This window comes from Bradyrhizobium sp. CSA112 (assembly GCF_029051645.1).
Lineage (GTDB): Bacteria > Pseudomonadota > Alphaproteobacteria > Rhizobiales > Xanthobacteraceae > Bradyrhizobium.
Window position 1 is genome coordinate 262,331 of record NZ_JAACFS010000001.1, and the last position, 23,913, is coordinate 286,243.

Below are 23,913 nucleotides of genomic sequence, written 5' to 3' on the forward strand. Positions count from 1 at the left end.
CTGTCGATTGCGTTGGAGTCGTCATATCCGGGCGTCAGGCCTGAGGTCTGACGCCCGACGAACTGGCGATTACTTCTCGATCCAGGCGTCACGGAAACCGTCGTTCACGCCGATGCCTGATGTGACCAGGTTCTTGACGCTGCAGCGGGTGATGGTCGGGAATTGCAGTTCAAGCATCCACGCGACCGGCACGTCCTCGACGAGGATCTTCTGCGCCTTGGCATAGATCTCCTCGCGCGCTGCGTCGGGGAAGGCGACCGCGCCGTCGGCGAACAGCTTGTCGATCTCGGGGTTCGAATATCCCTCGACATTGTTGAACGGCGAGCCCTTGGCGATCTGGCTGGAGACGTAGTTGCGGCCGACGCCGAGCGCGGGATCGCCGTATTGATAGAGATAGGTAAAGGCGATGTCGTAGTCCCACTCGCTGACTTTCTGATTCCAGCCGGGCACGTCGGTCGCGACCATCTCAACGTTGATGCCGACGTCCTGCAGGTTCTGGCGAACCATCTCGGCCCAGCGCTGCCACGTCTCGCCATAGGGCAAAGGCAGCATGCGGACTTTCTCGCCCTTGTAGCCGGCTTCCTTGAGCAGCGCCTTCGCCTTGGCCGGATCGTAGTCGTATTTCGGCACCGCGCCGGTGTAGTACTTGATCGCCGAGCCCGATGGGCCGGTGGCGACCTTTCCGAGGCCGTTCCAGACCACGTCCTTGGCCATGTTGCGATCGATCGCAAACATCAGCGCCTGGCGGAATTTCTTGTTCGCGGTCGGCCCTGAGCGGTTGTTGAGCCAGAGCCAGGAATGCGGGCTGAAGAATTCCCAGCCGGCGCCGGTGACGCAGGTATTCTTGAGCTTGCTCAGGCGCGGCACGTCGAAATTTTCTACCGAGCCGCCCGGCAGCACGTCGACCTTGCCGGTTTCGTACGCGACCGAACGTGCGGCGGCGTCCGGAATGACGTGCCAATAGACCTCGTCGATGTTGGGTTTGCCCTTGACGTGGTAGTTCGGATTCTTGACCAGGCGGATGAACGAGCCCTTCTGCCATTCCTTGAACATGAAGGGGCCGGTGCCAACAGGCGTGTTGTTGGCGGGATTGGTCTTGAAATCTGTTCCTTCGTAGATGTGCTTCGGGATCATCGGCAGCGAGCCGACTTCGAAGATGCCGATGAACGGGCCGAACGGCTGCTTTAACGTGAAAACGACCGTCGATTGATCTGATGCCTCGACCTTGTCGAGCTGCGCCAGATTGCCGCGCGCACGCGCGTGGGTCTGCTTCAGGAAATCGATCGAGAACAGGACGTCCGCTGAGGTGAATGGCTTGCCGTCGTGCCAGGTCGCGCCCTTCACGAGTTTGAACGTGTAGATCTTGCCGTCCTCGCTGACCGTCCAGCTCTCGGCGAGGCCGGGCAGGGGATCCAGTTTGGGGCTGTAGCGCAGCAGACCTTCATAGATGTTGCCGGCGATCATCTGCGTCGGGCCGTTCTGAACCAGGCCCATCATCAGGCTCGGCGGCTCGGGTTGAATCACGGCATTGACCACGCCGCCCGCCTTCGGTCCCTCGGCAGCCGCTGCCGTGCTTAGCGCGCAAACCATGGCAAGACTGATCAGTATCTTCCGCTTGGACATCACTTACCTCGTTCAAAAAGGGCTGGCCGGCGCGCCGCTGGGTTGAGAGTTGCGCTTCGTCAGTTCGCAAAATCGGGGTCGGTACGTTCGAGCATGCGCTTGAAGGCGGTCCATTCGCTGTCGGGCACGCCATTGGTTTCGATCGCGTCGTAGAAGCTGGCGTATTGACGTGCGGTCTTCCGGGCGACGGCGTCGGAAAGCGGGATAATCTCGGCGCCTGACGACTGCACGGCGAGCTGGGCGCGGCAGGAGCGTTCCAGATTGTGCATCAGCTTGAACGCTTCGGCGACGGATCGTCCGCAGGTCAGCATGCCGTGGTTGCGCAGCACCATCACGAACTTGTCGCCGAGATCGGCTACGAGCCGCTCGCGTTCATTGAGATCGAGCGCGATGCCTTCATAGTCGTGATAGGCGAGGCAGCCGGTGAACTGCAGCGACCATTGATTGAGCGGTAGCAGGCCCTGCTTCTGGCAGGCGACGGCGATGCCGGCCACCGTATGCGTGTGCAGGACGCAGATCGCGTCATGCCGCGCGGCGTGGATCGCACTGTGAATCGTGAAGCCGGCCGGGTTGATACCGAGGCCGATGGGGTCATCGATGACGTTCCCGTCGAGGTCGACCGTCACCAGGTTGGACGCCGTGACTTCCTCAAAGCGCAGGCCGTAGGGGTTGATGAGGAAGCGGTCTTGCCGGCCCGGAAGCCGGACGGAGATGTGGGTGTAGATGCTGTCGTCGAGACCGAGCCGGTGAATCAGCCGGTAGGCGGCTGCGAGATCGATCCGGATCTGGAGGGTCTGGTCGTCTACCGCCGGAGGCCATGCTTTTGCGGTGCTGTGGGCTGCGCTAGTCATTTCCGCCTTTAATCCATTTTCAACTTTTTCAGCTTGCGTGCGGCGCAGCACTTGGGCAAGATTAAACTGTCGACAATCGACGATTAAAAAATATGCACGGACTGGCGCGGGTTTAGCCGATGCGGCCTATGTCTTCTCCTGTTGGATTACCGGCCCTTGCGGACAGCGATCTGGTCGGCCAGATCGCCCGCATCCTGATGCAGGCCATAGTTCAGGGACGGCTGCCCCCTGGCTCCAAAGTGGTGGAGGCAGGGATCGCCCGCGAGCTGGGCGTCAGTCGCGCCCCGGTGCGCGAGGCGGCGCGCCTTCTGGAGAAACAGGGGCTGCTGGTCGCAAACCCGCGACGCGGCTTTTTCGTTCGCAAGCTCGAAATCAAAAACATCGACGAAATCTACGATTTGCGTCTGTGCATCGAACGGCATGCCGGTGTGCTGGCGGCGCAACGTCTCACGCCGCAGTCGCGCGATGCCTTGCGGCGGCAGATCGATGTCCTGCACAGGACCGCCGATCTGGACGACCCCGCCCGCCAGGTGGAAGAGGACTATCGTTTTCACCGGCTGATATTCGAAATTGCAGACAATCGCCGCCTGCTGCGGCTGTTCGACGATCTCGCCGCAGAGCTGCGCATGGTCATCGGCCTGATCGGCCGCCTCTACGACGACCCGCATGAGATCGCGCGGACGCATGAGCCGCTGCTGGCTGCCATCGAAGCCGGGCATCCCGAGCGCATCACCGCGCATGTCGACTACCATATCGGTCACGCCTGGCGCGAAGTCGGCAAACTGGTGCGAGAACTCACGCCGCCGGCCGGCAACGCCACCGAGCCGCCGGGCGGCATCCTACTTCCAGCCAACGGAGTACCCGCGTGAAGGCCGTCTACACCGAACTGCATCGCAGCCACGATCCGCAATTCTTCCTGGTGCGCGGTGTTATCAAGCGCACCACCGAGCAGCCCGAACGCGCCGACCGGTTGCTGGCAGGACTGAAAGCCGGCAAGCACGAGCTGGTCGCGCCGACGGTTTTTGGCCAGGGGCCGCGGGCGCGTGTTCACAGCGCGGAATATCTGCGTTTTATGGAGGAGGCCTGGGATGGCTGGGTCGCGCTCGGCGATTCCGGTTCCGAGATGATTGCCAACATCCATCCCGTTCGCTACGGCGCGACGTATCCAACCTATATCGTTGGCCGCCTCGGCTGGCACGCGGCGGATACGGCGGCTCCGATCAGTAAGGGCACTTACGCGGCCGCCTGTGCCGCCACCGATGTCGCCACGACTGCGGCGCAACTCGTCATGGACGGCGAAGACGCTGTTTATGCGCTGTGCCGGCCGCCCGGTCATCATGCCTATGCCGACATGTCGGGCGGCTTCTGTTTCTTCAACAACAGCGCGGTGGCAGCGGCGCAGCTTCGCCTGCGGCATGAGCGCGTGGCGATTCTCGATGTCGATGTGCATCACGGCAACGGCACGCAGGGCATCTTCTACGAACGACCGGACGTGCTAACCGTGTCGATCCACGCCGATCCGGTCTTCTTCTATCCCTTTGTCTGGGGTTACGCCCATGAGCGCGGCGCCGGCCCCGGTCTTGGCGCCAATCTCAACATTCCCTTGCCGAAGGGCACCGGGGATGACGACTACATCAAGGCGATCGGCGAGGCGGAAAAAACCATCCGCGCATTTGCGCCCGGTGCTCTCGTGGTGGCTCTCGGTCTCGATGCCTCGGAGCACGATCCGCTCGCCGGCCTTGCGGTGACGACAGCCGGCTTCCGGCGGATTGGTGCTGCGATCGCCCGGTTGGGCCTTCCTACCGTTTTCGTTCAGGAAGGCGGTTATCTATCGGACATTCTCGGCGCCAATCTCACCGCCGCGCTCGGCGGCTTCGAAGAGGCCCGTTAGCGGACAATTCTCGACATTGGTCAAAGGCCAGACTACGCTGCCTGAGCACGATGCAAGAGAAGAGGTCGCAATGCTCTATGCCTTGCTGGCGCTCATGGCACCGCTCTGGGATCGGACAGCCGCGCAAAGCGAGGCTACTGACACATCGGCCGCGCGGCTTCTTGTGGTCGTCGCCGCGACTCTCTTCGTGATCCTGGCGATTCTCGTTGTCGATCTGCACCGCGATGAACTGCGCGCGCTTGGGCTTGTCGGCGGCGCGGAGCAGATCAGTGCGATCTTTATGAGCCCGTGAGTCGCCGCGTCGCTTCTATTCGATGACGATGCGTGGCGGCGGCCGGTGCGCCGCGCCGGTGACAATCGTGGTCCAGATCTCGCGCGCAATACCGATATAGTGCCTGGCATGAACGCCGTCGGGTTCGACCGCGACGATCGGACGGCCGTCGTCGGAGGTCTGGCGTATCCGGATATCGAGCGGGATCTCGCCGAGATAGGGAATGCCGCGGCCTTCGGCTTCCGTCCGCGCGCCGCCATGACCGAAGATCGGCGTGACATGGTTGCAGGTCGGGCAGCAGAAGCTCGACATGTTTTCGATCAGGCCCAGGATCGGGATGCTCACTTTCTGAAACATCGCGATGCCGCGCCGCGCGTCGATCAGGGCAAGATCCTGCGGCGTTGAGACGATGACCGCACCGGCGAGCGGCGCCTGTTGCGCCATGGTGAGCTGCGCGTCCCCCGTGCCGGGCGGCAGGTCGACCACGAGGATATCGAGATCATCCCATGCCACTTCGCGGAGCATCTGCGTAATCGCCGAGATCACCATCGGCCCGCGCCAGATCATGGCGTTGTCTTCCTCGACGAGAAAGCCGATCGACATCACCTTGACGCCGAAGCGTTCCATCGGCTCAAGCATGCGCGGACCGAGCTGTCGCGGCTTGCCGCGCAGCCCGAACAGTTTTTGTTGCGACGGACCATAAATGTCGGCATCGAGAATGCCGGTCTTCAATCCGAGCGCGGCAAAGCCGAGCGCGAGATTGCAGGAGGTGGTGGATTTACCGACGCCGCCCTTGCCAGAGGCGACCGCGATGATGTGCTTGACGCCGGGAATGCCGACGGCTTTTGACGTCGCACGGGCTTTGAGATCTGAAGGTGTGGCGGACACGGACGGCTTATGATCCAAGCGGATCATCCTTCTTTACATTGCGCGCGCGCAAATAATCTTCCGTCGACATGACCGGCGGGCGCTGAGGCGCCGCGTGCGGATCGAAGCTTTCGTTCACCACCGCTTCGACGCGGCAGTCTGCGCACATCTTGATGACGTCGAGGCGCCCGGCATTCGCGCCCCGGAACATCCAGTGCTTCTCGCCGAGTTTTGCAAGTACGCGGTCGATCGAACTCTTGGTGCCGAAAGGCTTGCCGCAGGCGATGCAGTTGAACGGCTCTTCTTCCTTCAGTACGCGCTGCGGGCTGTTCCAGGCCTGGAAGTCGAGGCGCGGCTCGATCGTGATGACCTTCTCGGGGCAGGTGGCTTCGCAGAGCCCGCACTGCACACAGAGGCTTTCGGTGAAGCGCAGCATCGCGCGATCGGGATTGTCTGATAGCGCGCCGGTCGGGCAGGCGGTGACGCAGGCATGGCACAGCGTGCAGCCTTCGACGTCAAGCTTCACGGTGCCGAAGGGCGCGCCCGGCGCCAGCGGCACCACATCGACCGGCGCGGGGGCGGCGAGGTGAAGCTCGCGGAACGTCGTCTCCAGCACGCCGCGTTTCGCTCCCCGCGGCACAAAGCCGGCCGGCTTCTGCGTTGCGACCCCGCGAGGGGCGGCATCCAGCATGACCCGCAACTGATCCGGATCGTCGGTCTCGATGATCTGGACGAGGCCAGTGCCGAAGCCGAGTGCTGAAATGATGGTTCCGGAGGTTTCGACTGAGCGGCGAAGCGCGGCAATGTCGTGCCGGGGCTTTGCGCGTGTCACGATCGCGGCGCCGCTGCCGCCATAGGCAAAGACGGAAGCGATCATTTCCGGTCCGACCTGCGTCACTTCGTTGACGCGCAGTGGCAGCACATTGGCCGGCAGGCCCTCGCCGAACCGCGCCAGCGCATCAATGATTTCCTCGCCGTGCTCGCCGTCGTGAAACAATACCACGGCGTTGCTTCCGCCGGCCTTGCGGTAAGTCTGCAGCAGCGTCCGGAGCCGCCGCATCAGGGCGTCCACGCTCGGCAGCGCATAGGACGCCGCGCCGGTCGGACAAACGGACGCGCAGGCACCGCAGCCGGCGCAGACATTGGCATCGATCGCGACCGAATTGCCGTTCGGCGTGATCGCGCCGGTCGGACACAGGTCGAGGCAGCGCGTGCATCCGGTAATCGAAGAGCGCGAATGCGCGCAGAGCGACGGCTCGAAATTGACAAAGCGCGGCTTGTCGAAGGTGCCGACGAGCCCGCCGGCATCCGCAATCGCGCGCTCGACGGCCGCCTTGTCGCGCGGATCGGCACGCAGATAGCCCGGGCGCAATTCATGCGCGGGAAACAGCGGCGCGCCGCCCGAGAGATCGAGGATCAGGTCGCAGGTGGAAGTAGCACCGTCGCGCGAAGTGCCGAACACGAGCTTCGCGCGCGAGGAGGGAGACGGCAGCGCGTAGTCGTCGATCGCAAGCTCGAACTGTCCGAGATGTCCGCGGGCATTGCGAATCGTGCCCTTGAGAACGGGAAATTCATTCGTGCGGCGCGGGGTCACGTCGCCCGGCCTGGTCAGAAGCACGGTAATGTCGAGACGATCGGCAAGACGTTGCGCCGCCTCGATGGCGATTTCGTCGCGGCCATAGATCAGCGCGACGCCGCTGCTCTCGAGCGTCACCAATGAGAGCGGGGGCATGTCTTCGCCCGCGGCGGCGATCAGCGCTGCTGCCTTCGGACCGGCCGCTGCGGCATCCTTCGACCAGCCGCCGGTCTCGCGGATATTGACGAAGGTAAGCTCGGCCTCCGGCGAATTCTCCGCGACTTCCCGGAACAGCGGCGCTTCCTGGGTGCAGGCAACCGTAATCGGCGAGCCCCCAGCGAGCGCCTCCTTGAAGCGATCAAGGTCGAGGCCGCAAAGCTGGTTCGCCTGCGTGAGCTTGGCCGTGCAGCCACGACCGATCGCTTCCGCATCGAGCGGCATGGTCTTCTCGCAACTGCAAATCAGGAGGCGAGACGTCGCCGCACTCATTTTGAAATACCTTGAACCCGATGCGCCAAGCGGGGCGTTGCTTCATCCCATGCTTCTGCGGTAACCGCTCGGGCGGATATCTGCAAGACAGAAGGCCACTCGCGTGGCCGGCCTGCGCGGGATAACATACCCAAGCGGCCTGTGAAGTAATTAGGAATAGTCATTCGTGATCGCTCATCCAAGGGATACGGAACAAACACTCGATCTGCCCCCCGGTTATACTTTGGTCGCGTTGCGCGAGCTCGGCGACGCGTTTGCCCACGGCTGCGACATCGCGGCGGAGGCGGGGGCCGGCACGCTGGTATGGGTGCGCCGTTATGACCTGGTCGAGTTCGCGGTGGTCCTTGAGCCCGATGAGCCGCTCAGGTCAGCGCGCCGGGCATTCTTTGCCGGCATGAATGCACTGGCGGATGCGATTGCCGCCCATTGTCCGCCGGAGCGGGAGGTCACGTTCGATTGGCCCGACGCTGTCAGGTTCGACGCCGGATTGCTCGGCGGCGGGCGGCTCGGTTGGCCGGCCGAATGCACCGAAGACGACATACCTGAATGGCTCGTTTTCGGCGTGATCCTGCGCGCTGCCGCCATGGCGCATATTCCGGAGGTGCAGGCGGCCTCAGGCGTTTCCCTACTGAGCGAAGGCTTCGAATTGGTCGATACCGATGCGATCATCGAAAGCTTCAGTCGCCACCTCATGACCGCGTTCGATTGCTGGAAAGAGCGTGGCTTCGAGGCGATCGCGCGAGACTATCTGGAGCGGCTTCCCAAAACCAAGGCGGGCGAGCGCCGGGGCATCGACGTCAACGGTGATCTCCTGGTCAGCCTTTCGGCCGGCACCGGAACGCCTGCACGGAGCAGTCTGGTGGATGCGCTGGCAAGGTCTGATTGGTATGATCGGCAGGCACGCGGTCCGAAATTCGGATGAGGCGGACATGTTGAAATTTCCGCGAACCATCAGGCTGGACCCATCAGATACGTTCGTTTTCGAGCGGGCGGCGGAACCCGGTGAGTGGGCGGTTTCCGGCGCGTTCCTTTTCTGGAACCATGATCCAGCGACGCTGAGCCAGAAGCAGCGCGTGGCACTGCGTTCGGGCTTTCTCGGGATCGACAGCCTCGGATGGTCGACCCTTGCCATCGTCACCGAAGCGACGGAAGCGGAGCGGCAGGCGATGATCGAGCGGCTCGCAGGGCAATTGATGGAGAAATTCGGGGCGCCTGACGCAAACGCAGCGCGCCTTGCGGCCGAAGAGGAGATCGCATTCGCAGGCTCGCTGTGCGAACATCCGCCGCAGACCCTGCTCGCCGTGCAGCGCAGCGTCGAAAACGGCGAAATCCGCGAACGCTTTCGTACCCTCAAGCCGCGCCCGGGTGCCGCAGATGCCGACCGGTTGCACGCACATGCCAGCGCCTTTACCTTCCATGAAGTCGAAGGCGACCTTGAACCCGAAGAAGAGGTCGATCTTCTCGGGCTGATCAGGACAGACGCCAGGACGACGGATCGTACATGAGAGAATTCTGGGTCGCCTCGGGCCATCACCTCACGCGCCGCGCCGATCATGGTGGGCTGGTCGCGACGCCCGAACTCATCATGGCCTATCTGGCACGGCCTGAGTTGATGCCGCCGGCCGATGCCTGCGAGGCCGAGCGCCATTTGCATGCGAGCCTGATGGCCGATCCGCTGCGTCCGGTCTCGGGCGCGGACATTGCCCGGCTCGCCGATGCCGACGCGCGCGAAAACTGGTCCTTCATGATGAATTTCCGCGACCGGCTGATAGCGGCGCCGTCGCTCGAAGCGGTCTACGTCGCGCTGGCACGCAAAGGGCCCGGCGACCTGCCGCCGATCTTTCTGTCGCAATTGTGCCACTTGATCCTGCGCAACGCACTCGAAGGCTGCGACGACCCTTATGTATTGCGCGCGGCGGAGCTGTTCTATCGGAGCCAACTGGCCGCCCTTCACGACGGCACGTTGCTGCTCGCAGACGCTGAAGTCATCGAGGCGGAACAGCATGCCCAGCACGACCTGCATTCATCGCCGCTGACGGCCATGCTGCAGCCGAAGACGTTCGGCGAGATGGACGTCATGGACGACGAAAACGCCTGGACCTACTGGTCGCGTTCGGACGCGCACGCGATGGTCATGAATCTCGGCGGCAATGCCAAGGCACGCGCCGGGCTGTGCCGGGTCATCGAACGCTGGATCAGCCACCTGCTCGGCGTTACCGTCAGCGTCGAGACGATCGCCTCGATCGAGGATCGCGACTGGCGCTGGTTCGTCGGCCTCGACAGCGAGGCGACGCGGATCGGCAACGCGCTGTGGCGCGGCGAGCGGCTGGAGAGCAACGTCGCCGAGCGCATCGTGGCCTTGATGCGCCTGAGCTTCGAAGATGCGCGGCTGGTGGACGAGCGGGTCGGCGACAGACCGGTCTACCTCATCCTCGCCATGGGTGCGGACAAGGTGGTGAGGTTAAAGCCGCAAAATCTGGTTGCGGGGTTGCCGCTTGCGGCAACCGCGAATGTCACATGATCCACCGAAGGGAGGGCCGGACATGGCAATGAGCGAAGCATCCCGCGAGGTCGGTGTGGTGGTGCGGCGTCGCTCGGTCGACAATCCCTGGATCGACGAGTTGTGGTCGCCGGCGATGATTCTGGACGAGGTGCCGGCGACCGCGCCGTGGACCGTGCTGTCCACCGAGGCCGATACGACGACCTATTACGCGGGCTCGGCCAGCATCGATCTCTTCAGCTCGGAAACCGCGAATTATCGCGATAACCTTGCCGACGGCGAGCCGCGCATCTGGGTTGCGTTGCGGCGTCAGGACGGCGGCTCCGAGCTCGAACTGACGAAAGTGACCGCGGACCCGACCGAAGGGGAGGCGATGTTCGAAAGCGGCTGCGACGTGATCGGTACGGTGCCGATGCCGCCTGAGATCGCGTCATGGATTGCAGCCTTTGTCGATCGATTCCATGTCGAGCGCGTGTTCCACAAGCGCAAGCGGGACCGCGCGAGCGGCGATCGCCCGCGCGTGCCGGGCGGCGGGCCGGATGAGGGAACGGGACGCCGATGAGTGGTCCGGACGAAGCCGATCGGGAGAAGGGCTTTCTGGCGCGATGGTCGCAGCGCAAGCAGGAGGCAAAACAGCCGGAGCCGAAGCAGGACGCGCCGGCTGCCGAACGCGTCGAATCGCCAGGCTTGCCCGCACCGCAAGGCGAAGACGTCACGCCGGAATTCGATCTCTCGACCTTGCCAAAGCTCGAGGAGCTGACCGGAAGCACCGATATCACCGCATTTCTTCGCAAAGGCGTTCCCGAACATTTGCGGAATGCGGCCTTGCAAAAATCCTGGGCGCTGGATCCTGCGATTCGTAACTACGTCAATCCAGCGCTCGAATACGCCTATGACTGGAATACCCCGGGCGGGGTGCCCGGCGGCGGGGAACTCGGTGCAGGCGTCGATGTCGCCCGGCTGGTGTCGCAGATCATGGGCGAACCCGCAGCCGAAACGACAAATTCCGGTGCAAATTCCGAAGATGGGACGGCAGGTTCTTCGGAGGGGCCGTCCGAGCGCGATCTGGCGACAAAATCGCAGGAAGATCTCCCCGTGGGGTCTTTGAGACGGGTTGATCAACCGGCGGCGGAAGCGGAAGGCGTCTCAAAGGCCGGGGGCGGTAATGACGAACCCTCGCCGGCCGACGATCCGGAGAACCCGAGACCTGTTGCGCCGCAGCAACCAGTGCGACGTCATGGCTCCGCAAAACCGATTGTTTAGACAAAAGTTTTTGCGGACATAGCCGAAGCCTATGCTACTAATTTCTCCTTGGAATAATTCCAGTTCCAAACTGGATGCCTTAATATGAGGCAAAGGCGGGCGGGGAGAAATCGGTTGCACCATGCGTGACGCCGGTCTGGAACTAGCAATCAAGGCAGCAGGTGGCGTCGGGTCGCTGGCGCGGAGGCTAGGCATTGCGCAGCCATCCGTTTCGGCCTGGTCGCGCATTCCTGCCGAGCGCGTTCTCGCCATCGAATCGCTGACGCAGGTGAATCGCTTTGTCCTTCGTCCCGATCTCTATGGTGACCCCGAGGAACAGGTGACATCGAAGCCCGAAATCGACGAGATCGATCAACTGCGCGCAGCGGAATATGGCCTGCTGTCGTTGCTGCTTGGCAAGGCGCCTGACAGCGACACACTGAAACGGGTTGCCGCGCTGAAAGGCGATGCGTCCGATCTCGGTGTAGCGCATATCGAGCTCGCCGCGGCAGCGGCGGACACCGATGACCGCGCCGTCAGCAAGGAATTCTTCGATCTCTTCATCGGCCTCGGCCGCGGCGAACTGCTTCCCTACGCCTCCTATTATCTGACCGGCTTTCTCCACGAGCGTCCGCTGGCGCGGGTGCGCGAGGATTTGCGCGCGCTCGGCATCGAGCGCGCGGGCGCTTCGCGGGAGCCGGAAGATCACATCGCCATCCTGCTCGAGGTCATGGCTGGCCTCGCGCGGGGCGACTTCGAGGCCGAGTTCGCCGAGCAGGCGCGTTTTTTCGAGCGTCATCTGAAGCCGTGGGCGGCGCGGATGTTCGCCGATCTGGAGATGTCGCAATCGGCGCGCTTCTACCGCGCCGTCGGCCGCACCGGCCGTATCTTCATGGAATTGGAATCCGAGGCCTTCACGCTGTCCGAGTGACGGCGATAGGCAACACGAAAATGGGAGATCGTAATGAGCAAGCCATCTGATAGTAAGGGCAAATCACGGGCCTCAGGGGTGGATCGGCGCAGCCTGTTTCTGATGGGCGGTTCGGCGGTCGCTGCGGCGGCCGTTGTCCCGCTTGCCGGCGGCGAGGCGGTCGCGGACGAGTCGCAGGCCGAGCGCGTCAAGGCGCGCTACAAGGAAACCGATCACGTCAAGAATTTCTATCGCGTCAACCGCTATTGATGGGACCACGCACATGTTGATGAAGCGAAGAGATGGATCCGCGGGCAGGGCGCGTTTGCAGGGTATCGCCGCCGGCCTCGCGTCGGGAGTTCTCGACCGCCGGACGTTCCTGCAACGTTCCGGTCTGGCGGCCGGTGCGGGCGCCGCGATCGGCCTGATGCCGCTCGGCTCGGTGCGCAAGGCGCAGGCCGGCCCTGAGAAGGTCGGGGCGCCGACGGAAATCAGGAAGAACATCTGCACGCATTGCTCGGTCGGATGCACCGTGATTGCCGAAGTGCAGAACGGCGTCTGGGTCGGCCAGGAGCCGGCCTGGGACAGCCCGATCAACCGCGGCTCGCATTGCGCCAAGGGCGCTGCGGTACGCGAACTCGTCCACGGCGACCGTCGGCTGAAATATCCGATGAAGCTGGTCAACGGGGAGTGGCAGAAGATCTCGTGGGATCAGGCCATCAACGAGATCGGCGACAAGATGCTCGAGATCCGCGCCAAGTCGGGCGCCGACTCGGTCTATCTGCTCGGCTCCGCGAAATTCTCCAACGAGGGCGGATATCTGTTCCGCAAGTTCGCGGCGTTCTGGGGCACCAACTCGATCGATCACCAGGCCCGCATCTGTCATTCGACCACCGTTGCCGGCGTCGCCAATACCTGGGGCTACGGCGCGATGACGAATTCCTACAACGACATGCGCAACTCGAAGACGATCGTCTTCATGGGGTCGAACGCCGCCGAAGCCCACCCGGTTTCGTTGCAGCACATCCTGAGCGGCAAGGAGCTCAACCGCGCCAACGTGTTCGTGCTCGATCCGCGCTTCACGCGCACGGCGGCGCATGCCACCGAATATGTGAGATTCCGCGGCGGCACCGATATTGCCGTGATCTGGGGCATGTTGCACCACATCTTTAACAATGGCTGGGAAGACAAGGAATTCATCAAGCAACGCGTCTACGGCATGGACCAGATCCGCGCCGAAGTCGCGAAGTGGACGCCGGAAGAGGTCGAGCGCGTCACGGGAATTCCTGGCGAGCAACTGAAGAAGGTTGCCGAGACCTTCGCAAAGCAAAAGCCATCGACCATTGTCTGGTGCATGGGCGGCACCCAGCACACCGTCGGCACCGCCAACGTCCGCGCTTATTGCAACCTGTTGCTCGCGACCGGCAATGTCGGCTCCTTTGGCAGCGGCGCCAACATTTTCCGCGGCCACTGCAACGTGCAGGGCGCGACCGATATCGGGCTCGATATCGTGACGCTGCCGCTCTACTACGGTCTGGTCGAAGGCGCCTGGAAGCATTGGGCGCGCGTTTGGGAGGTCGAATACGACTACCTGCAGTCGCGTTTCGACGAAGTCCCGGCGAAGGCGGGCCGTCCGGCACGCACCCGCAAGCAGAACATGGAGCTGCCGGGCATCCCGTGGACCCGCTGGTTCGATGCGACGCTCTCCAACCCCGATGATGTCGATCAGCGCGACGCCGTGAAGGGCGTGGTCATCATGGGCCATGGCGGTAACACCGTGCCGCGTATGACGGAGATGGTGAAGGGCCTCGAAAAACTCGAGTTGCTCGTGGTCGCCGATCCGCATCCGACGACCTTCGCGGCGATCTCCGATCGCAAGAACGGCACTTATCTGTTGCCAGCCTGCACCCAGTTCGAGACCTCGGGCTCGCGCACGGCCTCCAACCGCTCGCTGCAGTGGGGTGAGCAGATCGTCAAGCCGATCTTCGAATCGAAGGACGACTACGAGATCATCTATCTGCTGTCGGAAAAGCTCGGCTTCGCCGACAAGATGTTCAAGAACATCAAGGTCGAGAACAAGCATCCGTCTGCCGAGGACCTCTTGCGGGAAATCAACCGCGGCGGCTTCTCGACCGGCTATTCCGGCCAGTCGCCGGAACGGTTGAAGGCGCACATGAAGAACCAGGGCAAGTTCGACCTGGTGACCCTGCGCGCCAAGGCGGACGAGCCGGAGATCGGCGGCGACTATTACGGCCTGCCGTGGCCGTGCTGGGGCACGCCGCAGATCCGGCATCCGGGCACGCACACGCTCTACAACACCAACCTGCACGCCAAGGACGGCGGCGGCACGTTCCGCGCGCGCTTCGGCGTGGTCTACGAGGAGAAGCAGCCGGACGGCTCGGTCAAGAACGTCAACATGCTGTCCGAAGGCTCCTACAGCAAGGGGTCGGAGCTCACCGACGGCTATCCCGAGTTCACCTACGGCGTGCTCAAGAAGCTCGGCTGGGACAAGGATCTCACCGCGGACGAGCTTGCCACCATCAACAAGATCGGCGGCAACAATCCTGATGGCGTCGGTTGGGCAGTCGACCTGTCCGGCGGCATCATTCGCGTCACGCTCGAACATGGCGTGATGGCATATGGCAACGGCAAGGCCCGCGCGGTGGCGTGGAATCTGCCCGATCCCGTGCCGGTCCATCGTGAGCCGATCTACACGGCGCGGCCCGATCTGGTCGCGAAATATCCGACGCGTCCGGATGGGCGTCAGTTCCGCATGGCCAATGTGGGCTTCTCGATCCAGAAGGCGGCGGTCGAGAAAGGGCTCGCCAAGCAATTCCCGATCATCCTGACCTCGGGACGCCTCGTTGAATACGAAGGCGGCGGCGAAGAAACCCGATCCAATAAATGGCTCGCGGAATTGCAGCAGGACATGTTCGTCGAGGTCAACACCTCGGATGCCGCCGAGCGCGGCATCAAGGATGGCGGCTGGGTTTGGGTCTACGGTCCGGAAAACAGCTCGAAGGCCCGCGTCAAGGCGCTCGTCACGGATCGGGTCGGAAAGGGAGTGGCGTTCATGCCATTCCACTTCTCCGGCTGGTTCCAGGGCGTCGACCAACGCGGCAAGTATCCGAAGGGCTCAGACCCGATCGTGCTGGGCGAAAGCGTCAACACGATCACATCCTACGGCTACGACCCGGTCACCGGCATGCACGAGGGCAAGGTGACCCTGTGCCAGATTCAAGCGGCGTGAGAGGAGAATAGATCATGGCTCGCGTCAAATTTCTTTGTGATGCCGACCGTTGCATCGAGTGCAACGCCTGCGTGACGGCCTGCAAGAACGAACATGAAGTGCCGTGGGGCATCAATCGCCGCCGTGTCGTCACCATCAATGACGGCAAGCCCGGCGAGCGCTCGGTCTCCATGGCCTGCATGCACTGCACGGACGCGCCGTGCGCCGCAGTCTGCCCGGTGTCGTGCTTCTACACCACGGCCGACGGCGTCGTGCTGCACTCCAAGGACCTCTGCATCGGCTGCGGTTACTGCTTCTACGCCTGTCCGTTCGGCGCCCCGCAATATCCGAAGGTCGGCAACTTCGGTTCGCGCGGCAAGATGGACAAGTGCACCTATTGCGCCGGCGGACCGGAAGCCGACTCCACGCCGGCCGAATACGCAAAATACGGCGCCAACCGTCTGGCCGAGGGCAAGCTGCCGATCTGCGCCGAGATGTGCTCGACCAAGTCACTGCTGGCCGGAGACGGCGCGATCATCGCCGAGATCTACAAGGAGCGGGTGATGAAGCGCGGTTATGGTTCCGGCATGTGGGGCTGGAAGACGGCCTACAGCGATTCGCCGACCGGCTGATGCAACGGCCGCCGCGTTTCGGCGCGGCGGCATCAGGGTAATTCCGATAACCGAAAGGCGTTGGCAAATGCCAGGCTCACTTTCAAATCTCAAATTCGCTGTTTTCAAGCCGCTGCTTGCCGCGCTTGCGCTGTTGTTCGTGTTCGCACAGCCCGCGGCCGCGCAGATTTCCTTCAAGCCGACCGCCGAGGCCGTTCAGGAAGACAAGCTTCTGAACGCGCTGAAGGAGGGCGACAAGATCACCGGGCGCGTATCGATCCCCGACGGGAGTGCTGCCAATCTGATCCAGCCCGCAGGGCGCGACTGGCGCGACTTCCAGCGCAGCAAACTGCCCTGGATCGGCGGCATTTCCATCCTCGGCATGTTGGCCGTGCTCGCGATCTTCCTGATGGTGCGCGGCCGGATTCGCGTGCATCAGGGATTTTCGGGGAAGACGATGCTGCGGTTCGCGAGCTTCGAGCGGTTCACGCACTGGCTCACGGCAAGCTGCTTCATCATCCTGGCGCTCTCGGGCCTGAATGTCAGCTTCGGACGCACCCTGATCCTGCCGCTGTTCGGCCCCGACGCTTTTGCGACCATGTCGGCCTGGGCCAAGCTTGCGCACAACTACCTGGCATTCCCCTTCATGCTGGGGCTTGCGATCATGTTCCTGATCTGGATCAAGGACAACATTCCGGGCAAGCTCGATTGGGAATGGCTCAAGCAGGGCGGGGGGCTTCTGTCTGACAACAAGCATCCGCCGGCCAAGCGTTTCAACGCGGGCCAGAAGGGGATCTTCTGGATCGTGATCATTGGCGGCGTGCTGATGTCGGTGTCCGGCTGGTTCCTGCTGTTCCCGTACCTTCCGGGCAACGTCACTGCACTCCAGTTCTGGACCGTGATCCACGCCGTGATCGCGATGCTCTTCATCGCAGCCATGCTGGCGCACATCTATATCGGTTCGATCGGCATGGAGGGGGCGTTTGATGCGATGGGAACCGGTGAGGTCGATCTCAACTGGGCCAAGGAGCATCACGCACTCTGGGTCGAGGAAGAGCAGGCGAAGGCCAGCGCTCCCCCGGATAGCCCGCGAGCCGTGCCGGCCGAATGATCCGGCTCTGCTCAAGTCAAATGTGAGGAAGTGACATGAAATCGTTTGTTGCGGCTCTGGCATTCGCGGTTATTGCTGCCGTCGGCGTCGCGATGGTGCTTAACACCTTTCAGCAGTCGAGCTCGGTCGCCTTTTCGACCAGCGGCGCCAGGGTCGGCGATCCCGGCCATAATCTGATTGGCCCGAGCTGACACAGGCGGTGGGCGAGCCTGACGTCATGCTGGCGTGGCCGGTCGAAATTCGCCTGCCGAAGGACCGCCGCTCATTGCGTGTTGTCTTTGACGACGGCCGCACATTCGATCTCTCCGCCGAATTGCTTCGGGTGACCAGCCCGTCCGCCGAGGTGCAGGGGCATTCCGAGGCCGAGCGTAAGACGGTTGGCGGCAAACGTAATGTGACCATTCTTTCCGTCGATCCTGTCGGCAATTACGCTGTCCGAATAGGGTTCGACGATATGCACTCAACCGGCATCTACTCCTGGGCGTTTCTGCGCGATCTCGGCGAGAATGCCGAGCGGCGCTTTCAGGACTACCTCGACGACCTGCAAGCCAAGGGGCTCGACCGCGACAGGCCGGGCGTACGCTGAGGGCCGGCGGGAATGGTACAATCGGTTTCGGCCAAAGCTGCGCGTCGCAACAGAGGCCGATCGGCGCTTCTGGCGCTGGCGACGGTGTTGATCGCTCTGCCGATTGCTACTACGGCCGCCTTCGCGCAACTGCGCGGGCATGGCGGGCCGGTGCGGGCGCTGGCGATATCGGCCGACGGGCAAAGCGCGATCTCCGGCAGCTTTGATTCGACCGCGATCCGCTGGTCTCTCACGCGCAATGCGGCCGAGCAGGTGCTTCGGTTCCATTCGGACGCCGTCAATGCAGTCGGCCTGCTCAGGGACGGTCGTGCGGCGACCGCAGGTGCCGACGGTCGGATTGCGATCTGGACTTCCGGAAAGACCGAGCCCGATATCGTGTTCGAAGGCCACACGGCGCCGATCGTCGCTCTGGCGGCATCGCCTGATGGCACGACGCTCGCATCGGCCTCATGGGATCATACGGTGCGGCTCTGGCCGCTCGCGGGCGGCGCGCCGCGTGTGCTCGATGAGCATACGCAGAACGTCAACGGCGTGGCCTTTACGGCCGACGGCCGCGCCCTGGTCAGCGTCAGCTACGACCTCAGCGTTCGCATCTGGCCGCTGTCGGGAGCGCAAACACCGACGGTCGTTCCGATGCCGACCCCGCTCAACGCTGTCGCCGCCGGCACTGATGGCGAGATCGCGGTCGGCGGTGCCGACGGCAAGGTTTACTTCCTGACCGCTGGCGGCGCGCGTGCCGGAGAGGTTGCGGCGGGGCCAAGGCCGGTGATCTCGCTTGCGATTTCGCCTGACGGTGCGCTGGTTGCCGCCGCGGGAATCGGGGGCGCGGTCGCGGTGATCGACCGCAAGGCGCGCACGCTCACGCGCACGCTGGTCGGTCCGGGCCTGCCGGTCTGGTCGGTGGCATTCCTGCCGGACAGTCGCTCGCTGCTCACGGGCGGCGCTGATAACATCATCCGGCGCTGGAACGCTGCGACTGGCGAGCCGATCGATCCACTTCTCGTGGAAACGGCGGGAGATCCGCTCGCCGCCTATGCCGGCGATCATGGTGCGGAAATCTTTCGTGCCTGCGTCGCCTGCCACACGCTCGCCGCGGACCAGGCCAACAGGGCAGGCCCGACGCTCGCCGGCATTTTCGGCCGGCGTATCGCCACCGCACCGGGCTACAATTTTTCCGAAGCGCTCAAGCGCCTCGATATCGTCTGGACGCCGGAGACGGTTTCCAAACTGTTCGAGGTCGGGCCACAGGCCTACACGCCCGGTACCAAGATGCCGGAGCAACGCATCGGCTCGGAGCAGGACCGCGCCGCGCTCGTACAATTCCTCGAGCGGGCGACAAAGCGATAAGGTTGATCGGCGCGGCGACTACGCCGATGGCGTCAATGCTTCACGGGTGGTGTCGAGAAGACCAGCGACATATCCTCGTACTCTTCGATCGGCAGCCTGGTTACGCCCGCGGAGGCCGAAGATTTCTTCGACAACGCCACGCCAGTGGTTACGGTAGAGCGTTCATCGGAAATTGAGTATGAACGCAATGTGGTTGCGACAGCGAGCAGGGCGACTGCCACGAATCCGGAAATCAACAGACGCTTCATGAAAAACTCCGTTGGCTCAATATGCAGTGTGGCTAGCACCACAGCATTACGGCCAACGGTCACGCGCGAATGTGGCCTGCGTCACCTATCACGATCTTGTTTTTGACAAGGCGGGTCGGTTCCGTCGTCGAATGAACAGCGCGCCGGCCCTCGCGCGAATCTCGCACGTGAATCGAATTTGCTACGGGGTGGGACGACGACCGGTCCGGGGATTGAGCGGACCCGTTGGCCGGCGCCTTAACGCTTCCGGCAGGAATTTCTCGTCCGAAGCGGGCAGGGCGGTGGAGCGGACATCTGCCGCGAACTGGGCGCGCTCGTGTGGAGTTTGGTTGTCCTTGAATCTTCGCTTCACGTCGACGCCATCAACGGGATCGTTGACGCCGTGCTGAATGTCTCTGAAGTCGTTCATGAATTCTCCCTCCCCGACATTCATCGATCGGCACGCTCGGCAAACGCGAAATGGAGAACCGTGTTCCCGCCGCATCCGGCAGCAGAGCGGTCAAATTGAAGCATCAAGCGGAACCGCCGGTGCCGTGGCCGATTGACTCCAGGTGAGTTTGGGAGAATGCGATGGGACTGGAAGCTGTGTATTTCTTCGGAGCGCTGGTGCTTCTTACCGCGCTGATCTATGGCACGCTGAGCTACCGTTACCGCAACAAGGCGGCGACGCGGGCAGGCGACGAAATCGTGCGGGAACGGTACCGGCAGAACCAGGGCTGAGAGCCAAAAGAATTCGATGTCCTGTGCAACAGAAGAACCAGTAGTCTCACGATAGGCTCGCCGGAAGGAATGCATGAACAAGTTCGATCCTGACACGGTAGTGGCGATGCGAGCCGCGCTCGACGAAGTCTGCAGTCACATCCCCGCGGAGTCGATATCAGCCCGCAGATTTGTTGCTTCGCGTATTCTGGAGTGCGCCGGCCGCGGCGTGACCGATTTCGACGACCTTAGAACCGCCGGAAGGCGCGCGGTGCTCGATCGCTTTGCCAGCGTCGACGCGGCCAGGAGCATGCTGCGCTAACCAATTGCTGGAGGTTCGGAACGGTGGGCCGCGCCCGGCCCGCGGCGCGTGTGCATGCCTCGCGGCGCGCTTTCAGGTATCCTTGCTTTCAGGTATTCTTGGCGCCAAGCGCAGTCTTGCTGCCGGCCTCGCGACCGGGCACGCTGACGTGGACCTCATGGCCCTGGCGGATCGCCAGCGACGCGGCAGCGACGGCCGCTTCGAAAGCCGCTTCCTTTGTGTCGTAGTCGTGCTGCGCGTTTCCGTCATGGAGGACCGTCCAGCCGTCCGGCTTGGAAACGATCATGTATTCGGCCAATCCCATCGTTGCCTCCTTGCTGCGCGGAAAAGCAACGTTGAAACCCGTTCCCGGGTTCCGATGGCCTGCCGCATGGTAAGGCGCAGGCCGTTCGCGTGCCGCTGCATTCGCTGACGATCCTGCTCGGACGGATAGAGTCAGGTTTTCGGTGGACGTCCACGTTTGGCGAACAGTACCCCCTGCATGTCAGCCGCGTTTTGGAGAAGGCCTGCGCGCTTTAGCGCCTCGCTTCGCGCAGGACCATGGGGCATGGCCCGCGCTTGCTCGAGTGCCGCCAGCGCCTCGATATGCAGATCCCGTTTGGGCTGGGTTTCGCGATTCTTCCTGTCCATCCGAAAAGACTAGGAGGCGGGATTATCGTTTGTCTGTTCGGTGCCAGACGTTGGAACCCGCAGTCCACCGATTCGTCAGGAACCAAATTGGATGCTGGCCGCTTCCAATTCTGGAGGTGTCCAATGAGCAAAGAAAAGCCCATCGAAAAGCCCATTGATGATCCGCGTCAGAAGACGGACTGGGGGTCGCACAAGCAGACCGACAAGCCCTGGAAAGGCAATCCGGAGAAGGAGCAGCGGTCCGGACCTTCAAAGCCTGACCTGGAAAAGTGGCATGAGACCAACACCCATTAGCCGTGCGCAGCACGATGGATGGAGATATCGCGGATGCTTGAAGAGAAACTGAAAGAAGCAATTGTTGCGGAGCTGAAGAGGCAGGCCGCGAATGATCCGCAATCGCTTAGCATCGAGGACTCCGAAGATCTCGTCGTCAAGGGCAAGATCGATTTGGACGATCTGGCGATGGTGATTGCGGGCGCCGTCGCAGGAGGACCGTAAAATCCTCCGCCAGGCTGAATCAGGAACAGAGATTGCCGCCGGACGTTCTTCCCAAAATGGTTGGACGTAAAGATGACGGAACCGCTGCCCCTGCTGATAGAGAGCTCGATTGAAATCGCCTGGGACTATCTCGAGCGTACCGGGGAGCTAGGCGACGCGATGGTGGCCGGCCGCTTCCTCAGCGATACGATAGAGTTGATGGTGCGTCGTGGCGAGCGGCGGCGGTTGATGCTGGCCAACAAGGCAATCGCGGCTTATCAGCAGTTCAGGCGGCAGCAGTCCGAACATCCGGTGCTGGCCTCGGCCTGACGGCGGTTCCCTTGAGCGTACGGCTGCCGATTTTTCCTGCAGGACGGCATGGCGCGAACCGTGGAGGCGTGCGCCGGCAAGCTCGACGGTGAGAGAGATGCAGGAGGAGCTTCGTCACAAGGTCTCGAAGGTTCAACGACTGTTCGAGCTCTACGTGAGCCCCGCTGCGATCATGGAAAAAATCGTCTTCTTCACCGGCGTCTATGATCGTCAAGTCTGGTCCGGCACCGCTTCGAGGGCGTCCAGCTTTACCAGATAGGCCAGCAGCAAGTCTTCCTGTGGTTGCCCGGCATCCCGCACTGCTTCCCGATAAACGGCAATTTCGCCCTCGGTCGAGCGTCGAGCCCGCAGCCGCGCCTTGCCATCCCATAGAGGTGCGCCGTTCGACGTCAAGCCGGCGATATCACGGCGCAGCCAATGCTCGTGGCAGAGTTGTTGGGATTCGCGCAAGTTCTTGGCTTCGAAGGCAAGGATGGGCCTTCCGCCAATATCCAGAGTGAAAATCGCAGGCAGCAGCATCATTCGACCCACGCCATATATCTGATGACCATGAAGAGGCCGGCAGCGCCGACGGCGATAAGGGCGCAGGACATTCCGATTCGCATCGCAATCAGAATGAGAGTTAGATTCATGCCTGTGGCCTGACGTTACCCGCTACAGGGTGGCCGATGCCCAAGACGACGTTCCTCAATCGCATTCGGGGCGGGCATCTGACGCCGGCGCGGACATTCGAAGACAAAAAAGCATCTTACCTCGCTGCAAAAATTAGCTCGTAACCGGGGTATCGTCTGTCCGATCCCTGACACATCGCTTCCGGAAACATAGTTCGAAACGGGCATCGCTTTCCGGTGGGACATCTCCGCAGCGAGCTGGGCCAGGCCCTTTCGGATCGAAGCGGCAACGTGAGTCTTTGAATACCGGATCAGCAAGATGGCGAAGAAGATCCGGCAAGAAAGTAAAGAGCGGGAACAGGCGATCGCGATCGGCCTGTCCGGAGGGCGCCAAGGTGCCAAAGAAGCGTTCGGAGAAATCCTAGTCCGATCTGGCCAGATCGACGGCCGGATAGGCGACCATCCAGTCGTCAAGCAAGTCATCCCCGAAATCATCGAGCGCGCGAAGCCGATAGCGCTCGGGATTGCGGGACGGCAAGATCTTTCGGTTGCGAGGGAATGTTGGCTTTCGTGTCATCGCTCGTCGCCGCTCCGTCGGCGTCCCCCCGTCCGTGGTGGGATGAGCATTAGAACGGCGAGCGAATGATCGAGGTTCCCAGACCTCGCACAAAATGGACTAGGCCAGCGGCGGCTGACCGTTGGAGGCGGAAACGCCGCCATCCACGGCTACATTTGCGCCGGTTACGAAGCTGGCGTCGGCGCTGGCGAGAAACGCAATGACGGCCGCGACTTCATGCGGCTCGCAAACTCGTCCGAGCGGAATTCGCTCCCGGAACTTTGCCAGCAGTTCCTCGTCCTCCATCATATCGGAGGTCATGCCGGTCCGGGTCAGGCCGGCAAAGCGTTTGATGGCCGCCGATCTACGACAGAATCATTCGACCGGGCTTTCCGCAGATCAAACTTGTGCATGCTGCCCGCCGGGGCGTGAAATTCCGCTCAACGCCGCGCCCGTGCCGTTGCCGCCTTGCACCCGCGCGATGTCGCCCAGCGCAATGATGCCGACGAGTCGCTTGGCGCGATTGAGCACCGGCAGGCGACGGACTTGAATGTCACCCATGTTCGCGCTCACTTCGTCGAGATCCTGATCTTCGTAGCAATATTTGACGTCGGCCGTCATCACGTCGCCGACTCGTCCTTCCGGTCCTCGGCCCTTGCCGATACCGCGGATGGCGATATCGCGATCGGAGATCATGCCGACCAGGCGTTCATTATCGGTCACTGGCAGCAGCCCGACACCGAGCGCCGCCATGGCCTGCGCGGCGTCCTTTAACGTATCGTCGGGAGTGCAGAGTTGGACCTCAGGGGTCATCGCATCGGAAACTTTCATGTGAGCCTCTCCGTTTGCCGGCTGTTTCATCCGCTAACAGGCGTCTCGCATCGCCGTTCCCGAAGTCAAATGAAATAGTCCCGGCTCCGGGGGAGAGACCTCAGA

31 protein-coding genes and 1 pseudogene are annotated in these 23,913 nt (G+C 62.7%); 22 read left to right on the top strand and 10 right to left on the bottom strand.

The window, feature by feature from the left end; translation table 11 throughout:
• Positions 1-69 precede the first annotated feature (69 nt).
• Positions 70-1,623 carry an ABC transporter substrate-binding protein gene (locus GWE18_RS01360; protein WP_275184015.1) on the bottom strand — a complete coding sequence of 518 codons (1,554 nt, stop codon included), beginning with the start codon at positions 1,621-1,623 and terminating at the stop codon, positions 70-72.
• Between the two features lie 59 nt (positions 1,624-1,682).
• Complete coding sequence (locus GWE18_RS01365; RefSeq protein WP_275184016.1) at positions 1,683-2,474, bottom strand: class II aldolase/adducin family protein; 792 nt, start codon at positions 2,472-2,474, stop codon at positions 1,683-1,685.
• Between the two features lie 128 nt (positions 2,475-2,602).
• Here GWE18_RS01365 and GWE18_RS01370 point away from each other — a divergent pair, with 128 nt between their 5' ends.
• The 3 genes from GWE18_RS01370 (at position 2,603) to GWE18_RS01380 (ending at position 4,657) form a co-directional block, all read left to right on the top strand.
• The gene (locus tag GWE18_RS01370; protein ID WP_275184017.1) at positions 2,603-3,343 is read left to right on the top strand and encodes a GntR family transcriptional regulator; all 741 of its coding nucleotides are present in this window, start codon (positions 2,603-2,605) and stop codon (positions 3,341-3,343) included.
• Positions 3,340-4,365 (top strand): histone deacetylase family protein, encoded by a 1,026-nt coding sequence (locus tag GWE18_RS01375; RefSeq protein WP_275184018.1) that lies wholly within the window; start codon positions 3,340-3,342, stop codon positions 4,363-4,365. The genes GWE18_RS01370 and GWE18_RS01375 overlap by 4 nt, the downstream gene beginning before the upstream one ends.
• 70 nt (positions 4,366-4,435) lie before the next feature.
• Positions 4,436-4,657: a hypothetical protein gene (locus tag GWE18_RS01380; protein ID WP_275184019.1), complete on the top strand. Its 222-nt coding sequence runs from the start codon at positions 4,436-4,438 to the stop codon at positions 4,655-4,657.
• Positions 4,658-4,672: 15 nt separating this feature from the next.
• On the opposite strand, the pseudogene GWE18_RS01385 reads toward GWE18_RS01380, so the two are convergent.
• Positions 4,673-5,470: pseudogene (locus GWE18_RS01385) on the bottom strand (Mrp/NBP35 family ATP-binding protein); the annotation flags it as partial.
• Between the two features lie 61 nt (positions 5,471-5,531).
• Positions 5,532-7,568: a 4Fe-4S binding protein gene (locus GWE18_RS01390; protein ID WP_275184020.1), complete on the bottom strand. Its 2,037-nt coding sequence runs from the start codon at positions 7,566-7,568 to the stop codon at positions 5,532-5,534.
• Positions 7,569-7,734: 166 nt separating this feature from the next.
• Between GWE18_RS01390 and GWE18_RS01395 the strand changes: the two genes are divergently transcribed.
• The 13 genes from GWE18_RS01395 (at position 7,735) to GWE18_RS01455 (ending at position 19,104) form a co-directional block, all read left to right on the top strand.
• Positions 7,735-8,490 carry a biotin/lipoate--protein ligase family protein gene (locus GWE18_RS01395; RefSeq protein ID WP_275184021.1) on the top strand — a complete coding sequence of 252 codons (756 nt, stop codon included), beginning with the start codon at positions 7,735-7,737 and terminating at the stop codon, positions 8,488-8,490.
• A gap of 7 nt (positions 8,491-8,497) precedes the next feature.
• Positions 8,498-9,073: a DUF6505 family protein gene (locus GWE18_RS01400; RefSeq protein ID WP_275184022.1), complete on the top strand. Its 576-nt coding sequence runs from the start codon at positions 8,498-8,500 to the stop codon at positions 9,071-9,073.
• Entirely contained in the window at positions 9,070-10,089 is a 1,020-nt protein-coding gene (locus GWE18_RS01405) for a DUF6352 family protein (RefSeq protein WP_275184023.1), read from the top strand. The genes GWE18_RS01400 and GWE18_RS01405 overlap by 4 nt, the downstream gene beginning before the upstream one ends.
• 28 nt (positions 10,090-10,117) lie before the next feature.
• A complete protein-coding gene (locus GWE18_RS01410) occupies positions 10,118-10,630 on the top strand; it encodes a DUF3305 domain-containing protein (RefSeq protein ID WP_275184024.1) in 513 nt (170 codons plus the stop codon).
• Positions 10,627-11,331 carry a DUF3306 domain-containing protein gene (locus GWE18_RS01415; protein WP_275184025.1) on the top strand — a complete coding sequence of 235 codons (705 nt, stop codon included), beginning with the start codon at positions 10,627-10,629 and terminating at the stop codon, positions 11,329-11,331. The genes GWE18_RS01410 and GWE18_RS01415 overlap by 4 nt, the downstream gene beginning before the upstream one ends.
• Positions 11,332-11,452: 121 nt before the next feature.
• Complete coding sequence (locus GWE18_RS01420; protein WP_275184026.1) at positions 11,453-12,241, top strand: molecular chaperone TorD family protein; 789 nt, start codon at positions 11,453-11,455, stop codon at positions 12,239-12,241.
• A gap of 33 nt (positions 12,242-12,274) precedes the next feature.
• Complete coding sequence (locus tag GWE18_RS01425) at positions 12,275-12,490, top strand: hypothetical protein (protein ID WP_275184027.1); 216 nt, start codon at positions 12,275-12,277, stop codon at positions 12,488-12,490.
• 13 nt (positions 12,491-12,503) lie between these two features.
• The gene (locus tag GWE18_RS01430) at positions 12,504-15,470 is read left to right on the top strand and encodes a formate dehydrogenase subunit alpha (protein WP_275184028.1); all 2,967 of its coding nucleotides are present in this window, start codon (positions 12,504-12,506) and stop codon (positions 15,468-15,470) included.
• A gap of 14 nt (positions 15,471-15,484) precedes the next feature.
• Positions 15,485-16,081: a formate dehydrogenase FDH3 subunit beta gene (gene fdh3B / locus GWE18_RS01435; RefSeq protein WP_028348819.1), complete on the top strand. Its 597-nt coding sequence runs from the start codon at positions 15,485-15,487 to the stop codon at positions 16,079-16,081.
• 67 nt (positions 16,082-16,148) lie between these two features.
• Positions 16,149-17,171, top strand: coding sequence for a formate dehydrogenase subunit gamma (locus GWE18_RS01440; protein WP_275184029.1), 1,023 nt, complete (start codon positions 16,149-16,151; stop codon positions 17,169-17,171).
• 35 nt (positions 17,172-17,206) lie between these two features.
• Positions 17,207-17,362: a hypothetical protein gene (locus tag GWE18_RS01445; RefSeq protein WP_275184030.1), complete on the top strand. Its 156-nt coding sequence runs from the start codon at positions 17,207-17,209 to the stop codon at positions 17,360-17,362.
• Positions 17,363-17,388: 26 nt separating this feature from the next.
• Complete coding sequence (locus tag GWE18_RS01450) at positions 17,389-17,757, top strand: DUF971 domain-containing protein (RefSeq protein ID WP_275184637.1); 369 nt, start codon at positions 17,389-17,391, stop codon at positions 17,755-17,757.
• A 12-nt stretch (positions 17,758-17,769) separates the two neighbouring features.
• Positions 17,770-19,104, top strand: coding sequence for a c-type cytochrome (locus GWE18_RS01455; RefSeq protein WP_275184031.1), 1,335 nt, complete (start codon positions 17,770-17,772; stop codon positions 19,102-19,104).
• A 32-nt stretch (positions 19,105-19,136) separates the two neighbouring features.
• On the opposite strand, the gene GWE18_RS01460 is transcribed toward GWE18_RS01455, so the two are convergent.
• Both GWE18_RS01460 and GWE18_RS01465 read right to left on the bottom strand, forming a co-directional pair.
• Complete coding sequence (locus GWE18_RS01460; RefSeq protein ID WP_275184032.1) at positions 19,137-19,352, bottom strand: hypothetical protein; 216 nt, start codon at positions 19,350-19,352, stop codon at positions 19,137-19,139.
• Positions 19,353-19,533: 181 nt separating this feature from the next.
• On the bottom strand, positions 19,534-19,761 hold the full coding sequence (locus GWE18_RS01465; RefSeq protein ID WP_275184033.1) for a hypothetical protein: 228 nt from the start codon (positions 19,759-19,761) through the stop codon (positions 19,534-19,536).
• A 161-nt stretch (positions 19,762-19,922) separates the two neighbouring features.
• Here GWE18_RS01465 and GWE18_RS01470 point away from each other — a divergent pair, with 161 nt between their 5' ends.
• Both GWE18_RS01470 and GWE18_RS01475 read left to right on the top strand, forming a co-directional pair.
• A complete protein-coding gene (locus tag GWE18_RS01470) occupies positions 19,923-20,072 on the top strand; it encodes a hypothetical protein (RefSeq protein ID WP_275184034.1) in 150 nt (49 codons plus the stop codon).
• A 73-nt stretch (positions 20,073-20,145) separates the two neighbouring features.
• Entirely contained in the window at positions 20,146-20,373 is a 228-nt protein-coding gene (locus tag GWE18_RS01475; RefSeq protein WP_245310701.1) for a hypothetical protein, read from the top strand.
• Positions 20,374-20,461: 88 nt separating this feature from the next.
• Here GWE18_RS01475 and GWE18_RS01480 read toward each other — a convergent pair whose 3' ends face one another.
• The gene (locus GWE18_RS01480) at positions 20,462-20,677 is read right to left on the bottom strand and encodes a DUF2188 domain-containing protein (RefSeq protein WP_275184035.1); all 216 of its coding nucleotides are present in this window, start codon (positions 20,675-20,677) and stop codon (positions 20,462-20,464) included.
• A 449-nt stretch (positions 20,678-21,126) separates the two neighbouring features.
• Here GWE18_RS01480 and GWE18_RS01485 point away from each other — a divergent pair, with 449 nt between their 5' ends.
• The 3 genes from GWE18_RS01485 (at position 21,127) to GWE18_RS01495 (ending at position 21,810) form a co-directional block, all read left to right on the top strand.
• The gene (locus GWE18_RS01485) at positions 21,127-21,297 is read left to right on the top strand and encodes a hypothetical protein (protein ID WP_275184036.1); all 171 of its coding nucleotides are present in this window, start codon (positions 21,127-21,129) and stop codon (positions 21,295-21,297) included.
• A gap of 33 nt (positions 21,298-21,330) precedes the next feature.
• A complete protein-coding gene (locus tag GWE18_RS01490) occupies positions 21,331-21,501 on the top strand; it encodes a hypothetical protein (RefSeq protein ID WP_275184037.1) in 171 nt (56 codons plus the stop codon).
• 72 nt (positions 21,502-21,573) lie between these two features.
• A complete protein-coding gene (locus GWE18_RS01495) occupies positions 21,574-21,810 on the top strand; it encodes a hypothetical protein (RefSeq protein WP_057847844.1) in 237 nt (78 codons plus the stop codon).
• Positions 21,811-22,020: 210 nt separating this feature from the next.
• On the opposite strand, the gene GWE18_RS01500 is transcribed toward GWE18_RS01495, so the two are convergent.
• Complete coding sequence (locus tag GWE18_RS01500; protein ID WP_275184038.1) at positions 22,021-22,332, bottom strand: hypothetical protein; 312 nt, start codon at positions 22,330-22,332, stop codon at positions 22,021-22,023.
• Between the two features lie 408 nt (positions 22,333-22,740).
• Between GWE18_RS01500 and GWE18_RS01505 the strand changes: the two genes are divergently transcribed.
• Positions 22,741-23,067 carry a hypothetical protein gene (locus GWE18_RS01505; protein WP_275184039.1) on the top strand — a complete coding sequence of 109 codons (327 nt, stop codon included), beginning with the start codon at positions 22,741-22,743 and terminating at the stop codon, positions 23,065-23,067.
• 30 nt (positions 23,068-23,097) lie between these two features.
• On the opposite strand, the gene GWE18_RS01510 is transcribed toward GWE18_RS01505, so the two are convergent.
• Both GWE18_RS01510 and GWE18_RS01515 read right to left on the bottom strand, forming a co-directional pair.
• Positions 23,098-23,331 carry an SDR family oxidoreductase gene (locus GWE18_RS01510; RefSeq protein ID WP_342804222.1) on the bottom strand — a complete coding sequence of 78 codons (234 nt, stop codon included), beginning with the start codon at positions 23,329-23,331 and terminating at the stop codon, positions 23,098-23,100.
• Between the two features lie 45 nt (positions 23,332-23,376).
• Positions 23,377-23,808 carry a CBS domain-containing protein gene (locus tag GWE18_RS01515; protein ID WP_275184040.1) on the bottom strand — a complete coding sequence of 144 codons (432 nt, stop codon included), beginning with the start codon at positions 23,806-23,808 and terminating at the stop codon, positions 23,377-23,379.
• Between the last annotated feature and the right edge of the window lie 105 nt (positions 23,809-23,913).

What these genes read in the sequence shown, in the direction of transcription:
- GWE18_RS01420 (WP_275184026.1), top strand. Translation starts at nt 11,453, where the DNA reads ATGCGTGACGCCGGTCTGGAACTAGCAATCAAGGCAGCAGGTGGCGTC.
- GWE18_RS01365 (WP_275184016.1), bottom strand. Translation starts at nt 2,474, where the DNA reads ATGACTAGCGCAGCCCACAGCACCGCAAAAGCATGGCCTCCGGCGGTA.
- fdh3B (WP_028348819.1), top strand. Translation starts at nt 15,485, where the DNA reads ATGGCTCGCGTCAAATTTCTTTGTGATGCCGACCGTTGCATCGAGTGC.
- GWE18_RS01380 (WP_275184019.1), top strand. Translation starts at nt 4,436, where the DNA reads ATGCTCTATGCCTTGCTGGCGCTCATGGCACCGCTCTGGGATCGGACA.
- GWE18_RS01485 (WP_275184036.1), top strand. Translation starts at nt 21,127, where the DNA reads ATGAGCAAAGAAAAGCCCATCGAAAAGCCCATTGATGATCCGCGTCAG.
- GWE18_RS01455 (WP_275184031.1), top strand. Translation starts at nt 17,770, where the DNA reads ATGGTACAATCGGTTTCGGCCAAAGCTGCGCGTCGCAACAGAGGCCGA.
- GWE18_RS01425 (WP_275184027.1), top strand. Translation starts at nt 12,275, where the DNA reads ATGAGCAAGCCATCTGATAGTAAGGGCAAATCACGGGCCTCAGGGGTG.
- GWE18_RS01495 (WP_057847844.1), top strand. Translation starts at nt 21,574, where the DNA reads ATGACGGAACCGCTGCCCCTGCTGATAGAGAGCTCGATTGAAATCGCC.
- GWE18_RS01445 (WP_275184030.1), top strand. Translation starts at nt 17,207, where the DNA reads ATGAAATCGTTTGTTGCGGCTCTGGCATTCGCGGTTATTGCTGCCGTC.
- GWE18_RS01465 (WP_275184033.1), bottom strand. Translation starts at nt 19,761, where the DNA reads ATGAACGACTTCAGAGACATTCAGCACGGCGTCAACGATCCCGTTGAT.
- GWE18_RS01490 (WP_275184037.1), top strand. Translation starts at nt 21,331, where the DNA reads ATGCTTGAAGAGAAACTGAAAGAAGCAATTGTTGCGGAGCTGAAGAGG.
- GWE18_RS01415 (WP_275184025.1), top strand. Translation starts at nt 10,627, where the DNA reads ATGAGTGGTCCGGACGAAGCCGATCGGGAGAAGGGCTTTCTGGCGCGA.
- GWE18_RS01440 (WP_275184029.1), top strand. Translation starts at nt 16,149, where the DNA reads ATGCCAGGCTCACTTTCAAATCTCAAATTCGCTGTTTTCAAGCCGCTG.
- GWE18_RS01475 (WP_245310701.1), top strand. Translation starts at nt 20,146, where the DNA reads ATGAACAAGTTCGATCCTGACACGGTAGTGGCGATGCGAGCCGCGCTC.
- GWE18_RS01470 (WP_275184034.1), top strand. Translation starts at nt 19,923, where the DNA reads ATGGGACTGGAAGCTGTGTATTTCTTCGGAGCGCTGGTGCTTCTTACC.
- GWE18_RS01370 (WP_275184017.1), top strand. Translation starts at nt 2,603, where the DNA reads ATGTCTTCTCCTGTTGGATTACCGGCCCTTGCGGACAGCGATCTGGTC.
- GWE18_RS01400 (WP_275184022.1), top strand. Translation starts at nt 8,498, where the DNA reads ATGTTGAAATTTCCGCGAACCATCAGGCTGGACCCATCAGATACGTTC.
- GWE18_RS01480 (WP_275184035.1), bottom strand. Translation starts at nt 20,677, where the DNA reads ATGGGATTGGCCGAATACATGATCGTTTCCAAGCCGGACGGCTGGACG.
- GWE18_RS01500 (WP_275184038.1), bottom strand. Translation starts at nt 22,332, where the DNA reads ATGATGCTGCTGCCTGCGATTTTCACTCTGGATATTGGCGGAAGGCCC.
- GWE18_RS01410 (WP_275184024.1), top strand. Translation starts at nt 10,118, where the DNA reads ATGAGCGAAGCATCCCGCGAGGTCGGTGTGGTGGTGCGGCGTCGCTCG.
- GWE18_RS01430 (WP_275184028.1), top strand. Translation starts at nt 12,504, where the DNA reads ATGTTGATGAAGCGAAGAGATGGATCCGCGGGCAGGGCGCGTTTGCAG.
- GWE18_RS01515 (WP_275184040.1), bottom strand. Translation starts at nt 23,808, where the DNA reads ATGAAAGTTTCCGATGCGATGACCCCTGAGGTCCAACTCTGCACTCCC.
- GWE18_RS01450 (WP_275184637.1), top strand. Translation starts at nt 17,389, where the DNA reads ATGCTGGCGTGGCCGGTCGAAATTCGCCTGCCGAAGGACCGCCGCTCA.
- GWE18_RS01505 (WP_275184039.1), top strand. Translation starts at nt 22,741, where the DNA reads ATGGCGAAGAAGATCCGGCAAGAAAGTAAAGAGCGGGAACAGGCGATC.
- GWE18_RS01390 (WP_275184020.1), bottom strand. Translation starts at nt 7,568, where the DNA reads ATGAGTGCGGCGACGTCTCGCCTCCTGATTTGCAGTTGCGAGAAGACC.
- GWE18_RS01405 (WP_275184023.1), top strand. Translation starts at nt 9,070, where the DNA reads ATGAGAGAATTCTGGGTCGCCTCGGGCCATCACCTCACGCGCCGCGCC.
- GWE18_RS01360 (WP_275184015.1), bottom strand. Translation starts at nt 1,623, where the DNA reads ATGTCCAAGCGGAAGATACTGATCAGTCTTGCCATGGTTTGCGCGCTA.
- GWE18_RS01460 (WP_275184032.1), bottom strand. Translation starts at nt 19,352, where the DNA reads ATGAAGCGTCTGTTGATTTCCGGATTCGTGGCAGTCGCCCTGCTCGCT.